Origin of the sequence: Erwinia sp. JUb26 (assembly GCF_003751505.1) — a bacterium.
Lineage (GTDB): Bacteria > Pseudomonadota > Gammaproteobacteria > Enterobacterales > Enterobacteriaceae > Erwinia.
In genome coordinates this window covers 882,783-895,852 of the sequence record NZ_RJVB01000001.1, presented here as the reverse complement: position 1 = coordinate 895,852, position 13,070 = coordinate 882,783, and the positions used below count along the sequence as shown (strand labels likewise).

Annotated in this window: 12 protein-coding genes, 3 tRNA genes and 2 pseudogenes; 5 read left to right on the top strand and 12 right to left on the bottom strand. The window is 54.4% G+C overall.

Annotated elements, in window-relative coordinates; translation table 11 throughout:
• Nucleotides 1-228: 228 nt before the first annotated feature.
• From EC836_RS04285 to EC836_RS04270, 4 genes are all read right to left on the bottom strand, one after another.
• Nucleotides 229-305 (bottom strand) — tRNA-Val (locus tag EC836_RS04285).
• Nucleotides 306-320: 15 nt separating this feature from the next.
• Nucleotides 321-397 (bottom strand) — tRNA-Val (locus EC836_RS04280).
• 21 nt (nt 398-418) lie between these two features.
• A tRNA-Val gene (locus EC836_RS04275) sits at nt 419-495 on the bottom strand.
• Nucleotides 496-644: 149 nt separating this feature from the next.
• Nucleotides 645-2,018, bottom strand: coding sequence for an MATE family efflux transporter (locus EC836_RS04270; RefSeq protein ID WP_123330412.1), 1,374 nt, complete (start codon nt 2,016-2,018; stop codon nt 645-647).
• Nucleotides 2,019-2,249: 231 nt separating this feature from the next.
• Between EC836_RS04270 and EC836_RS04265 the strand changes: the two genes are divergently transcribed.
• Together EC836_RS04265 and EC836_RS25100 are read left to right on the top strand one after the other, a co-directional pair.
• On the top strand, nt 2,250-2,903 hold the full coding sequence (locus EC836_RS04265; protein WP_123330410.1) for a riboflavin synthase subunit alpha: 654 nt from the start codon (nt 2,250-2,252) through the stop codon (nt 2,901-2,903).
• Between the two features lie 131 nt (nt 2,904-3,034).
• Nucleotides 3,035-3,247: pseudogene (locus tag EC836_RS25100) on the top strand (hypothetical protein); the annotation flags it as partial.
• On the opposite strand, the pseudogene cfa reads toward EC836_RS25100, so the two are convergent.
• Nucleotides 3,167-4,252 (bottom strand): annotated as a pseudogene (cfa, locus tag EC836_RS04260) (cyclopropane fatty acyl phospholipid synthase); the annotation flags it as partial. The pseudogenes EC836_RS25100 and cfa overlap by 81 nt on opposite strands.
• A 326-nt stretch (nt 4,253-4,578) precedes the next feature.
• Nucleotides 4,579-5,772 (bottom strand): purine nucleoside transporter PunC, encoded by a 1,194-nt coding sequence (gene punC, locus EC836_RS04255; protein ID WP_123330406.1) that lies wholly within the window; start codon nt 5,770-5,772, stop codon nt 4,579-4,581.
• A gap of 112 nt (nt 5,773-5,884) precedes the next feature.
• Here punC and punR point away from each other — a divergent pair, with 112 nt between their 5' ends.
• A complete protein-coding gene (gene punR / locus EC836_RS04250) occupies nt 5,885-6,799 on the top strand; it encodes a DNA-binding transcriptional activator PunR (RefSeq protein WP_123330404.1) in 915 nt (304 codons plus the stop codon).
• A 23-nt stretch (nt 6,800-6,822) separates the two neighbouring features.
• Here the strand turns inward: punR and purR are convergent, their stop codons facing one another.
• A complete protein-coding gene (purR, locus tag EC836_RS04245; protein ID WP_123330402.1) occupies nt 6,823-7,848 on the bottom strand; it encodes an HTH-type transcriptional repressor PurR in 1,026 nt (341 codons plus the stop codon).
• A gap of 295 nt (nt 7,849-8,143) precedes the next feature.
• On the opposite strand from purR, the gene EC836_RS04235 reads away from it, so the two are divergent.
• Entirely contained in the window at nt 8,144-8,233 is a 90-nt protein-coding gene (locus EC836_RS04235) for a YnhF family membrane protein (protein WP_123330398.1), read from the top strand.
• A gap of 57 nt (nt 8,234-8,290) precedes the next feature.
• On the opposite strand, the gene EC836_RS04230 is transcribed toward EC836_RS04235, so the two are convergent.
• Nucleotides 8,291-9,154, bottom strand: a complete 864-nt coding sequence (locus EC836_RS04230; protein WP_233599131.1) for a C40 family peptidase — start codon at nt 9,152-9,154, stop codon at nt 8,291-8,293.
• Nucleotides 9,155-9,519: 365 nt separating this feature from the next.
• Between EC836_RS04230 and EC836_RS04225 the strand changes: the two genes are divergently transcribed.
• Nucleotides 9,520-9,858, top strand: a complete 339-nt coding sequence (locus tag EC836_RS04225) for a Grx4 family monothiol glutaredoxin (RefSeq protein ID WP_123330394.1) — start codon at nt 9,520-9,522, stop codon at nt 9,856-9,858.
• A gap of 96 nt (nt 9,859-9,954) precedes the next feature.
• Here the strand turns inward: EC836_RS04225 and rnt are convergent, their stop codons facing one another.
• The 4 genes from rnt to EC836_RS04205 form a co-directional block, all read right to left on the bottom strand.
• Nucleotides 9,955-10,605, bottom strand: coding sequence for a ribonuclease T (gene rnt, locus EC836_RS04220; RefSeq protein WP_123330392.1), 651 nt, complete (start codon nt 10,603-10,605; stop codon nt 9,955-9,957).
• Nucleotides 10,606-10,709: 104 nt separating this feature from the next.
• Nucleotides 10,710-11,117, bottom strand: coding sequence for a lactoylglutathione lyase (gene gloA, locus EC836_RS04215; RefSeq protein ID WP_123330391.1), 408 nt, complete (start codon nt 11,115-11,117; stop codon nt 10,710-10,712).
• 142 nt (nt 11,118-11,259) lie between these two features.
• The gene (locus EC836_RS04210; protein WP_123330389.1) at nt 11,260-12,360 is read right to left on the bottom strand and encodes an alkene reductase; all 1,101 of its coding nucleotides are present in this window, start codon (nt 12,358-12,360) and stop codon (nt 11,260-11,262) included.
• A gap of 43 nt (nt 12,361-12,403) precedes the next feature.
• Entirely contained in the window at nt 12,404-12,994 is a 591-nt protein-coding gene (locus EC836_RS04205) for a TetR/AcrR family transcriptional regulator (protein ID WP_123330387.1), read from the bottom strand.
• Nucleotides 12,995-13,070: the final 76 nt, after the last annotated feature.

Below are 13,070 nucleotides of genomic sequence, written 5' to 3'. Positions count from 1 at the left end.
TGGTTTCGGCGTGAGCGCAGCATGTTGTTGCGCAACAGGTACGGCTTATAAATTGTATATTGACCATGCGCTGAAACCATTCAAGTGAGACAACGCGTGCATTATAAAGGCTAAGTGCTAGAAAACCAATTAAAAAGGATTACGACGTTTGAGTAAATGCGTTAGAACGCGGTGTTGCGCAACAGAATGATAAGATGAAGCAGAGTCTGAAAAGAAGAGGGCGAAGCGTGGTGCGTTCTAGAGGACTCGAACCTCCGACCCCCACCATGTCAAGGTGGTGCTCTAACCAACTGAGCTAAGAACGCATTGCGGAAAATCTCTGGTGCGTCCGAGTGGACTCGAACCACCGACCCCCACCATGTCAAGGTGGTGCTCTAACCAACTGAGCTACGGACGCAAATAATATCATTCAGAGATTTGGTGCGTCCGAGTGGACTCGAACCACCGACCCCCACCATGTCAAGGTGGTGCTCTAACCAACTGAGCTACGGACGCACTGTTGCTATCTGGGTGACAGCGGGGACGAATATTAACGGCAGCCTGTACGCCTGGCAAGGAGAAAAAAGCTTTTTTCTGCCTGATTGCTGCGCATCTGTGCGAAGCGCAGCAATTTTAAGCATATTCAGGCGAAATTTACCGAAATATTAGTGTGCTGCGCGCGCCAGGATGCGTTCCGATGGCTGCCGCTGCAGGCGAATAATCCGCCAAATCATCATCACCGCCGAACTGGTCAGCCCGATAATAAAGCCGGTCCAGAAGCCCGCAGGCCCCATCGGTGACACAACCCAGTCGGTCATCGCCAGCACATAACCGCTGGGTAGGCCAAGCACCCAGTAGGCGATAAACGTGATATAGAAGATGGCCCGGGTATCCTTATAACCACGCAAAATACCGCTGCCGATCACCTGGATCGAATCCGAGAACTGATACACCGCCGCCAGCAGCATCAACTGCGCGGCCAGAGTGACAACTTCGGGATTATCGTTATACAGCAGGGCAATTTCGTGGCGGAAAGTGACCGTGAACAGCGCGGTCAGGCAGGCCATGCAAACGCCCACGCCTTGGGCGGTCCACGCCGCCACTCGCGCCTGTTCGACCGATCCTTGACCGAGACGAAAACCGACGCGGATGGTGGTGGCAACGCCCACTGACAGCGGGATCACAAACATTAGCGAGCTGAAATTCAGCGCAATCTGATGACCCGCCACCTTGACGATACCCATCGGTGAAACCAGCAGGGCAACAACGGCGAACAGCGTCACTTCAAAAAACAGCGCCAGCGCAACCGGCAGTCCAAGGCCCACCAGACGACGCAGAACTTTCCAGTCGGGCGGAGAGAATGAACTTTCCAGTCGAATGTCGTGCATGAATGCGGCCCGGTTGACCCAAAACTTCATGGCGATAAACATCACCCAGTAGACCGACGCCGTCGCCACGCCGCAGCCGACGCCGCCGAGCGCGGGCATGCCAAAGTGTCCGTAAATAAAGATGTAGTTCACCGGAATATTAACCAGCAGACCGATAAAACCCATCACCATGCCCGGTTTGGTTTTGGAAAGCCCCTCACACTGGTTACGCGCTACCTGGAAAAACAGGTAGCCCGGTGCGCCCCACAGTAAAGCATGCAGATAGCCGACGGCCTTGGCTGACAGTTCCGGATCGACGTTATGCATCGCGCCAATCAGATAGCCCGCGTTGTAAAGCACGACCATAATTATCAGCGATGAAAATCCCGCCAGCCAGTAGCCCTGACGAACCTGCGAGGCAATGCGGTCGCGTCGGCCCGATCCGTTCATTTGTGCCACCACCGGCGTTAAGGCCAGAATCAGGCCGTGACCGAACAGGATAGTAGGCAACCAGATTGAGGTTCCTACTGCAACGGCGGCCATATCCGTGGCGCTAACGGCACCAGCCATCACCGTATCGACAAAGCCCATCGACGTTTGCGCAACCTGCGCAAGGATCACGGGAATGGCCAGCATTAATAGCTGGCGTGCCTCTGTGAGGTACTTCTGCACGTCATACACCTTTATTTTAATTGTGGAGGGGTTTTAGCTGGGGAATTCACGGCGTTTGCTCGTCGCCACAGCATAGCAGGCCGTCTAGTGTAGTGTGCGCAGACGAATTAGCCAATAAGTCGCGGAAAGAATAGCTCTTCCTGTCACGCAAAGAGTCTTCAGTTAAGTTGGCTTTAGGTAGCAGCCAGGGCAAACTAGTGACAGCGACAACACATTAACAGAGGCATAGCTATGTTTACCGGAATTGTGCAGGGCACTGCTGAACTGCTGGCAATTGAAGAGAAACCAAATTTTCGCACCCATATTATTAAAATGCCGGAAGCCCTGCTGCCAGGGCTGGAACTGGGTGCCTCGGTTTCCCATAACGGCTGCTGCCTGACGGTGACGGAAGTCAACGGCGATCGCGTGAGTTTCGATCTGGTTAAAGAGACGCTGCGTATTACCAACCTGGGCGATCTGAAAGAAGGGGATACGGTAAACGTTGAGCGCGCGGCCAAATTCAGCGACGAAATTGGCGGCCATCTGATGTCGGGGCATATTATGACCACGGCCGAAATCAGCAAAATTATTACCTCGGAAAATAACCGGGAAATCTGGTTTAAGGTGCAGGACGCCAGCCAGATGAAATATATTCTGCATAAGGGTTTTGTCGGGATTGACGGTATTAGCCTGACGGTGGGTGAAGTGACCAAAACCCGCTTCTGCGTTCATTTGATCCCTGAAACCCTGGCACGCACCACGCTGGGCGCGAAGCGTCTGGGGCATCGGGTGAATATCGAGATCGATCCGCACACGCAGGCTATCGTAGAAACGGTTGAACGCGTGCTGGCACAGCGCGAAGCGGCGCTGCTGGCAGCGGCCGCGGCTGAAGAACCCACCGAGTAATTGAAACGGGCTCCAGGCAGTAAGACTGCGGCTCTGTTATAAACGCGCAGTGTATGCCGCCTGGTCTTGTTACCTCGTTCGGCTGATGAAAAAAAGCCGCTACCTCAACGATAGCGGCTTTTTCTATAGCAGTGCTTGATGTTGCGAAGCCAGGTTGCACTGCTCCGCAATATACGCGGTCATTTTCAGAGACACTGATATTAGCGCGCTACGCGCAGTCCACCGTCAGCCCCGTGAGTAAAGACCACCTGCCAAAGCTGAATATCGCGCGCGCGAAAGGCACCAGCACAGGCGTTAAGATAATAACTGAACATACGTTTGAAACGGTCGCCGTAATTGTCCGCCAGCTGCGGCCACGCCGCGATGAAGCGCTGATACCACGCCATCAGCGTCAGGTCGTAATCCGCGCCGATATTGTGCCAGTCTTCCATTACAAAATGCGGCTCGCTGGCATTGGCAATATGACGTACGGATGGCAGACAGCCGTTAGGGAAAATATATTTATTAATCCACGGGTCAACATTCTCATCGGTTTTATTCGCCCCGATGGTATGCAGCAGGAAAATACCGTCTGGTTTTAAGTTACGCTCAACCACGGAGAAGTAGGTCGCGTAATTTTTTGGCCCAACGTGTTCAAACATGCCAACCGAAACAATACGGTCAAACTGCTGATTCAAATCGCGGTAATCCTGTAAAAGGATCGTCACATCCAACCCTTCACAGCGCTGCTGTGCCATTTTTTGCTGTTCAGCGGAGATGGTCACGCCAAATACGCTGACGCCATAATGACGAGCGGCATATTCCGCCAGGCCTCCCCAGCCACAGCCAATATCCAACAGCGACATGCCGGGGGCCAGCTCAAGTTTTTCGCAGATCATTTTTAACTTGGCTTCCTGCGCCTGCTCCAGCGTTTCGGCTTCTTTCCAGTAGCCGCAGGAATACTGCATGTACGGGTCAAGCATCAGTGAAAACAGGTCATTACCGAGATCGTAATGCTCTTTGCCGACGATCCAGGCGCGCTTACGCGACTGAAGATTAGTCAGACGTGCGGCGGCAACGCGCAGCGTGTCTTTAAAATGGTGGGGGAGTTGTTGGTCGAGTTTTGCCAGCAGCACGCGCTGGAAAAAAATATCCAGCCGATCGCACTGCCACCAGCCGTCCATATAGCTTTCACCCAAACCCAGCGAGCCTTCCTGCAGCACGCGTTTAAAAAAGTCGGGATTGCTTATTCTGATATCCCATGGCCGGGAACCGTTTATTTCTATGTCAGCCTTTTGCAACATTTCCTGGACAATTCGGTACCACTGGTTGTCTTCCAGGCTCACTTCTTCTATACACGATGAACTCATTAGCTTCTCCATCACCCTGTGTGATTGAAACCCGAGAAAAGAATAGTCAAATTCTACAAGTTTATGAGAAAACTCACGGCAGAGCCGCAGTCTGATATCCGACGTTAACAGAGGATTGAATTATAACCGGCAGAGGCTGAAACAGACGTAACATAACACAACGGTATGACAGCCTTGTCAGTAAAAACACCGAAAATCGCCGAAGCGCTCTGCGGTTTAAAATGTTGGTAACTTGTTATTTTGTAGTGCCTGACGAGTATATGCTCCCGCCAGACAATATTCAATGCATTATTGTTAGCATGCTAACCAAGTGATTCTACAGCAAATCACCCCGGGTTTTCCATCGTTTGCAGAGCCATTTTTTTGGCGGCTTTACGCTGCAGCAGATAGCCCATTGTAGCCAGTAAAATGGTCAGTAACATGACACGCACGGTGGTTTCTAACGGTGATTCAATCCAGGTTGAAACGGCCAGGCTCGCAATAAAGCACATACCGAGCTGCAGCATATTCTGTAACGCGGCAGCTTTACCCGTCGCCTGTGGGAACGGCAGCAGGGCGCTGGATACGACCACCGGATAGATGGCACCGCTGGCCATCGACATGATACAGAACGGCGTCAGCAGGCTGGATAAAGAAGGGCTCTGCTGCTGCGCGGAAATGAACAGTGCGATAACGCCAAGGCTAAAGCACAGCAGCAGCCACGGCAGCAGCTGGCCACCGGAAAAACGAGTAAGCAGGGCGCGACAGCCGAAACCGCCAATCAGGAAAGCGATGGTCTGTGGCACATAGCTCAGGCCGATATCGGCAGGCGACAGGCCCAGATTACCGAGAATAAACGGTGACCCGGTAAGCCAGGCGAAGAAGCTGGCGGAGCAGGCGGCGAAAATCAGTACGTTGCCGCTGTAAACCGGAGATTTCAGCAGCGTCAGGAAACCTGGCGTGGGTCCCTGCGAGGTGGTGTTTTCAGTGGATGAGTGTCCGGCAAGCCTCAGCGTGGGGATCAGCAGCGCCACGCTAATCAGCAGCAGTGCGACAAAGATTGCGCGCCAGGAAAAATGCTCAAGCAGCCAGGCACCCAGCAGCGGTGCCAGTGCCGGTGAAAGCGCAACCAGCGGCATGATGGTGGCGAATACGCGCTTTGCCTGCGCGGCGCTGTAGCGATCGACCACCAGCGCCTGCCAGCTTACGGCGGCGGCACAGACGCCAACCGCCTGCAGGAAGCGGAAAAACAGCAGCCACGGAGCGGAGTTCACCCACATCATCGCGGCACAGCCGATGGCGAACATCCCGAGCCCCACCAGCAGCACCGGCTTACGGCCCAGGCGGTCGGATAACGATCCCCAGATCAGCTGCGCACAGGCAAACCCGGCAAGGAAAATACTCAGACTGGCACTAATGACGCCGGAACCGCTGGCGAGATCCCGCTGCATCTCACCAAACGCGGGCAGGTACATATCGGTAGCAAGGAAACCCAGCATGCTCAGCATGGCCAGATAAACAATAAAGAATTTTGAAGGCATAGTTGACTCTTAACAGGGCAGGTTTTTATCGCAGGGAGTGTAAAGGGATGCAGTTATGCTTGTGAAACGCTAATATTCGTCAGTTGCGTTGAAAAATTTTGTAGGCAAAGTTATGTGGTCAGAACATTCTCTGGAAGTGATTGAAGCGGTTGCCAGAACCGGAAGCTTTACCGCCGCGGCGGCCGAACTACACCGCGTCCCATCAGCCGTCAGCTATACGGTGCGTCAGCTGGAGCAGTGGCTGGCCGTCAGCCTGTTTGAGCGGCGTCATCGTGACGTGGTGCTGACCGAGGCCGGGCGCGTATTTAGCGAAGAAGGGCGTTTTGTTATCAAAAAAATGCTGGCCACGCGTCGCCGCTGCCAGCAGGTGGCTAACGGCTGGCGCGGTCAGATTAATATCGCCGTCGACCGCATCGTCAGGCCGCAGCGTACCCGTCAGCTTATCGTCGATTTTTACCGTCATTTCCCCGATATGGAACTGCATATTTTCCCCGAGGTGTTTAACGGGGTGTGGGATGCGCTGGCGGACGGCCGCGTGGATGTCGCCATCGGTGCTACTCAGGCGGTACCGGTCGGCGGGCGCTTCGCCTTCCGCGATATGGGCAGCCTGAACTGGCGCTGTGTGGTGCAGGCGGCGCATCCCATACTGCAACAGCCGGGGCCGCTGAGCGACGAAGTACTACGAGAATGGCCATCGTTAACGCTGGAGGATACGTCGCGCGCGCTGCCAAAACGCAGCACCTGGACGCTGGATAACCAGCGGCGGCTGGTGGTCCCTGACTGGGACAGCGCGCTCGACTGTCTGCGCGCCGGGCTGTGCGTTGGTATGATCCCTGGGCACTTTGCTCAGTCGTGGATTGCAGAAGGGGGGATTGCGGAGCTGACGCTGGCCAATCCGTTCCCGATCAGCCCGTGCTGCCTGAGCTGGTCGGAACAAAGTGCGTCACCGGCACTGAGCTGGCTGCTGGATTATGTCGGCGACAGTGAAACGCTGAATGCCGAATGGCTGAGCGAACCGTCCGCCTGAGCGAACGGTAACCAGGCCGGGAATTAGCGGCGATAGTCGCGGAACGGGCCGTCGGCAACGGAGCGGCGTTCAATCAGAGAAGGATGAACTTCAATGGTCTGTGGCTCTTCGCGCTTGCTGGTGATGCGATCCAGCAGCATATCAAAGGCGGTTTCTCCCAGCCGTTCTTTCGGCTGATGCACCGTGGTCAGCGCCGGTGTGAAATAACGGGCGTTGCGCACGTTATCATAACCGATCACCGAAATATCCTGTGGAACGCGCAGGCCCATCTCATCCGCGGCGCAGATAGCGCCCATCGCCATCACATCACCGCCGCAGAAGATAGCGGTAGGGCGCTGTTTCTGCCCCAGGATCTGCTGCATGGCGCGATAGCCGGATTCGGGTTCAAAGTCGCCCTGCACCAGCCACTCATCGCGCAGGGTAATCCCGGCCTCGTTCAGCGCCTTAAGGAATCCGGCATGACGGCCGCCGCCGGTGTTGCGTTCCAGCTGGCCGGGGATGGCGCCGATATCGCGATGGCCGCGCTCAATCAGGTAGCGCCCGGCCAGATAGCCACCTTCAAAAGCGTTATCCAGCACGGTGTCGGTGAAGTCACCGCGTGATTCGCCCCAGTCCATGACCACCATCGGAATATTGCGATGGTCTTCCAGCATCGAGATCAGTGAGTCCGGGTACTCTGAGCACATCACCAGCAGACCGTCGACGCGCTTTTGCGCCATCATCGACAGATACGCCTGCTGTTTGTTCAGGTCGTTGTGCGCGTTACCGAGGATCAGGGTATAGCCTTTGGCAAAGCAGCGGTTTTCCACGGCTTCAATAATTTCGGCAAAATAGGGCGCTTCACTGGAGGTTGCCAGCAGGCCGATGGTTTTGGTGTGGTTGACCTTCAGACTGCGTGCCACGGCGCTGGGAGAATAGTGCAATTCTTTAATTGCTGCCCATACCGCTTCACGGGTCTCTTCGGCTACAAAGCGCGTTTTATTAATTACGTGGGAAACCGTCGTAGTCGATACCCCGGCTCGCTTTGCCACATCCTTAATTGTTGCCATTAAACTTATACTCCTGGTGCTATCGTAACTATTTGATAACAGGTTGGTTAAACGTTTGCCTGGATACAGTCATTTCCCGCCAGGCCAAAATGATTTGGGTGCTGCCGCAAAGGGTCGGGAAGGGGGAAAAGTCGTCCGTAAGAGTGACTGCAGAGCTGGCAAAAACCGTTTCCGCTGCTGTTGCGCAACAGAAAAAAGGAATTCTAACAAGGCTGCGCAGAGAAAACGAGATTTTTACGGGGAACTGTGGGAAAATCTTTGTGCATACATTTTACAGGGTTATTAAGGAGAGACGATGAGTACCGATCTGAAATTCTCGCTGCTGACCACGGTGGGTGCGCTAGTGATGATTATTGCATTTAGCTTTACGGCTATTCTGCACTAAAAAAATCGGGAGGAGCATGGCTCCTCCCGATTAGCATCTGCATCCGGCGTTGCGTAATCAGCGGATGGTTTTCGGCGTCATCATCCGGCGGGCACCAATATAATGCTCCTGCCAGTAATCATCGGCCAGCGCGCTCACTTGAATATCTTTACCGGTTCTCGGTGACTGAATAAATTTCCCACCGCCAAGATACACCCCAACATGATCGGCCGTGCCGCGTCCGTTGATGCGGAAGAACACCAGATCGCCTTTCTCCAGCTTGTCGCGCTTAATCGCAGCGGCGTCGCGCAGGTGATACATTTCGTTTGCCGTGCGCGGAATCTTAAATTTCACCAGATCTTTATAGGCATACCACACCAGTCCGCTACAGTCGAAGCCGGTAGACGGTGACGTACCGCCCCACTGGTAGGGTTTACCCAGCTGGCCCATCAGCTTGTTCATCGCCGTTTCACGCGCTTTCTGATACCGTGCGCGGTGCGCCTTACTCAGCTTCAGCGGCGATTCAGGGGATTCAACCTCATCGCGCTCGACAGCGCGCAGGGGGCCTTTTTTGCCTTTTCTGGTCTGCACTGATGCGAGACGTTCGCGGCCGTAGCGTTTTTTCTCCATCCTGCCGATGCGGGTGGTTTTCACCTCGCGTGCGGCAGTGGTCTCCTGACTTTTCTTCAGCTTCGCCTTCTGGGAAGTGGACACTTTGGCTTTTTTAAGCGCGGGCTCTTTGGTTTTTTTGACGAGGGGTTCTTTGACTTTCTTTGTTGAGGCCGCTTTCACCGGGCGGCGCTTGCGGCGCTCATCCTCACGTGCGGTATTGTGGTCAACTTTATGCTGATTAGCGTTAACGGGAGCATGGGGCGATGCATGCGCCAGATTAAAGAACAGCTGGGCAAAGGCCAGCATGCTAAGCGTGATGATTAAACGCAACGTTCCCATTAACAGTTAAACTCAGTGTAATGACTGCATGGCAATCGGAAAAGAATTCTGCAATTTGCAGGGGTTAGGGCAATTCTAATCTAACTTCTTAACAAAAGGTAAGGTGTTTTTTGTTTCAATAAGACAGATTAAGTAAATGATGAATTATTAAACGCAATCAGCTGCTTAACTCAGCAAAAAAAAGTAATCCGGCATCGAGAAAGGCTGCAACGATGATAGGAAAATGTTATTTTGTTTTCATAATTTTGCAATTTGTTGCGTTCTTCTCATCAGCCCTGCATAAAATGTCGTTTTCAACGGCTGAGCAGAATCGCTACAATAACTAAACACGAAGTATCGTACTGAGGAAGTCATTTATGAGTACTGTTGAAAAAATTCAGCGCCAGATCGCAGAAAACCCAATCCTGCTGTACATGAAAGGCTCACCGAAGCTGCCAAGCTGTGGCTTCTCTGCTCAGGCCGTTCAGGCTTTATCCGCCTGCGGCGAGCGTTTTGCCTACGTTGATATCCTACTGAACCCGGATATCCGTGCAGAGATGCCGGGCTACGCTAACTGGCCAACATTCCCACAGCTGTGGGTAGACGGTGAGCTGGTCGGCGGCTGCGATATTATCATCGAAATGTTCCAGCGCGGTGAACTGCAGCAGCTGATCAAAGAAACCGCACAGAAATATCCTGCGCCTGCCGCTGAATAAGCCGCTGGCCATAAAAAAACCCTGCATCGCAGGGTTTTTTTTCGTCTGTACTTCGTCCGGGCCGAGGTGAAAACCGCTCTGTGGTAAACAGTCGACTCAGGACTCCGCTTCCGGCACTGCCAGCGGCCAGCCGCCCAGACGCTTCCAGCGGTTGACCAGCTCACAAAACAAGTCCGCCGTCTGCGTGGTATCGTACAGCGCGGAGTGCGCCTGGCTGCTGTCGAAGGCGATCCCGGCTGCAATACAGGCTTTGGCCAGCACGGTTTGCCCAACGACCAGCCCGCTGAGCGCAGCGGTATCGAAAGTCACAAACGGATGGAAGGGGTTACGCTTCAGGCTGGCGCGTTCCGCCGCCGCATTCATAAAGTTCAGGTCGAATGTGGCGTTGTGTGCCACCATGATGGCCCGGCTGCAGCCGGTATCCTTGATCCCTTTACGTACCAGCTTAAAAATAGCGTGCAGCGCTTCATACTCGCTGACGGCACCGCGCAGTGGGTTGCTGGGATCGATGCCGTTAAAGGCCAGGGCTTCCGGCTGTAAAACTGAACCGATAAAAGGCTCTACGTGAAAATGCAGGGTTTCATCTTTCTCCAGCCAGCCATCTTCATTCATTTTTAAGGTGACGGCGGCGATTTCCAGCAGCGCGTTCGTTTTGGCATCAAATCCCGCAGTTTCCACATCAATCACTACCGGATAGAAACCGCGAAAGCGGCTGCTCAGAGTATTCAGTTCATTTAGTTCAGACATCAGCTTCTCATTGGCGCAAAAAGGCAGGGCGTATTATGGCAAACTTTGCTACGTGATGCAGCAGGCAGGTGAGAAGGAGGGAGCAGAAGCTCCCTCGGAGGAACTTAATTGCCCAGGCCGTGACCGGCGTGTTTATTTTCAATCAGTTCAATCTTGTAACCATCCGGATCTTCTACGAAGGCGATAATCGTGCTGCCGCCTTTTACCGGACCGGCTTCACGCGTAACGTTTCCGCCGTCGTTGCGAATGCGATCGCAGGTTGCGGCAACGTCATCCACGCCCAGCGCGATGTGGCCGTAGGCGTTACCGAGATCGTAACTGTCCACGCCCCAGTTGTAGGTCAGTTCGATAACCGCCCCTTCGCTCTCTTCGGTGTAGCCAACGAAGGCGAGGGTGTACTTATATTCGGTATTTTCGCTGGTGCGCAGCAGGCGCATGCCCAGCACTTTGGTATAGAAATCGATGGAACGTTGCAGGTCGCCAACGCGCAGCATGGTGTGAAGTAAACGCATAACATCCTCTTTTTTTTGGCGTCATCGGCGGATGACGTTAGAAAAACAGTATAGCGATAATCGGCACGACTGCGAGCGCCGTAGAAATTATCGCTATAAAAACAATCTATTATAACACAGTCTCGCCGCCTGACTTAGCGTATTAACCTAGTACAGGATAATCCGTATAGCCTTCCGCGCCGCCGCCGTAGAACGTTTCCGGGCGAGGTTCATTAAACGGCGCGCCGGCCTGCAGGCGCTCGACCAGGTCCGGGTTAGAAATATAGCTACGGCCAAAGGCAACAGCATCAATCAGTCCGCGGTCGATCAGATCTTCGGCTTTTTCTGCGGTGTAACCGCCCGCACCAACGATCACGCCGGGATAAACGGCGCGGATCGCCTGACGGAAGCTCTCGGTATACGGTTTGCCACCGGCCCAGTCGGGTTCAGAAATGTGCAGGAAGGCCAGATTGCGTTTTGCCAGTTCGGCAAGGTAATACAGCGCCGCTTCTTCCTGATCCTCACCGTTATCCAGGCCGTTAAACGGGCCGAGCGGTGAAATACGGATACCGATGCGATCGGCGCTCCAGCCGTCAATTGCCGCATCAACCACTTCCAGCGCAAAACGCGTGCGATTTTCAACGCTGCCGCCGTACTGGTCTTCGCGCTGGTTAGACGCCGGGGAAAGGAACTGGTGGATCAGATAGCCGTGGGCGGAGTGCAGCTCAACCAGATCGAAATCGGCTTCGCGTGCGTTGATTACCGCCTGGCGGAAGTCGGCAACGATACCGGCCACCTCTGAGGTGCTCAGCGCGCGGGGGGTAGAGGTCGCTTCACGTACCGGTTTACCGTCAGCGTCGCGCAGCGAGGTGCGGGTATCGGCATTAATGGCCGAGGCAGAAACGGGCGCTGCGCCGTCCGGCTGCAGGCTGGCGTGGGAGATACGGCCGGTATGCCACAGTTGAACCGCACTGTGGCCGCCGTCCTGGTGAATACCCGCGTTAATCGCCTTCCACGCGGCAATCTGCTCGGGACTGTGCAGCCCTGGCGCACCGGCGTAGCCTTTCGCCTGGAAGGTAATCTGGGTGGCTTCGGTAATAATCAGACCCGCAGACGCGCGCTGGCGATAATATTCACCCATCAGCGGCGTTGGGATATCGCCTGGCTCGATGCTACGCAGACGGGTCAGCGGGGCCATAAAAATGCGGTTTGGCACGGTGATCGCGCCGGTTTTCAATGGGGTAAACAGTTTGTTCAAAGCCATAACTCACTCCTGGTAGACCGGTCGACTAGTAATGGTGTTTTTTTTAAACCGCCTGAAGAATACGCCTCATTTCCTGCACGGCAGTTTCTAAGGGCGCACTATCGCGGCGGATTTTACATTGCAGGCTTGCGCCCAGCCACAGCATATAAAGCGTTTCCGCTGCGGCGGAGGCGGAGACTGCAGGGGAGAGCTTTTCCTGCTGCTGGGCCTTTTGCAGTGCGGAGGTCAGTTCGCCAATCAGGGCCGCCGAACCTGCCGCGAGCGCGTTGCGCATCTCTTCGGACAGATCGCAAACTTCTGCGGAGAGCTTAACGGAAAGGCAGCCGGCAAACTGATGTTCCTGCCACCAGCTGCACGACTGCTGGTAATATTCCAGCACCCGCTGACGCGCATCGCCCTGATGCTCCGCCAGGAAAGTGCTCAGATTGTGCACATATCTGGCGAAGTAGCGTTCCAGCATCGCCACTCCAAATGCTTCTTTAGAGGGGAAATAGTAGTAAAACGACCCTTTAGGGACTTCCGCTTTTTTCAACAGCTCGATCAGCCCCGTGCCGTTAAAGCCGCTCTGCACGCAGAGTTGCTCACCGGTATTGAGGATATGTTCGCGCGTATCGAATCGGGTCGTCTTATTCATCGCAGCAGAGTACCCGACCGACTGGTCGATTTCAACTTTCGCTCATTACCGGGGGCACAATCCGCCTGGCACTTTT

What these genes read in the sequence shown, in the direction of transcription:
- EC836_RS04265 (WP_123330410.1), top strand. Translation starts at nt 2,250, where the DNA reads ATGTTTACCGGAATTGTGCAGGGCACTGCTGAACTGCTGGCAATTGAA.
- punC (WP_123330406.1), bottom strand. Translation starts at nt 5,772, where the DNA reads ATGCCTTCAAAATTCTTTATTGTTTATCTGGCCATGCTGAGCATGCTG.
- punR (WP_123330404.1), top strand. Translation starts at nt 5,885, where the DNA reads ATGTGGTCAGAACATTCTCTGGAAGTGATTGAAGCGGTTGCCAGAACC.
- purR (WP_123330402.1), bottom strand. Translation starts at nt 7,848, where the DNA reads ATGGCAACAATTAAGGATGTGGCAAAGCGAGCCGGGGTATCGACTACG.
- EC836_RS04235 (WP_123330398.1), top strand. Translation starts at nt 8,144, where the DNA reads ATGAGTACCGATCTGAAATTCTCGCTGCTGACCACGGTGGGTGCGCTA.
- EC836_RS04225 (WP_123330394.1), top strand. Translation starts at nt 9,520, where the DNA reads ATGAGTACTGTTGAAAAAATTCAGCGCCAGATCGCAGAAAACCCAATC.
- rnt (WP_123330392.1), bottom strand. Translation starts at nt 10,605, where the DNA reads ATGTCTGAACTAAATGAACTGAATACTCTGAGCAGCCGCTTTCGCGGT.
- gloA (WP_123330391.1), bottom strand. Translation starts at nt 11,117, where the DNA reads ATGCGTTTACTTCACACCATGCTGCGCGTTGGCGACCTGCAACGTTCC.
- EC836_RS04210 (WP_123330389.1), bottom strand. Translation starts at nt 12,360, where the DNA reads ATGGCTTTGAACAAACTGTTTACCCCATTGAAAACCGGCGCGATCACC.
- EC836_RS04205 (WP_123330387.1), bottom strand. Translation starts at nt 12,994, where the DNA reads ATGAATAAGACGACCCGATTCGATACGCGCGAACATATCCTCAATACC.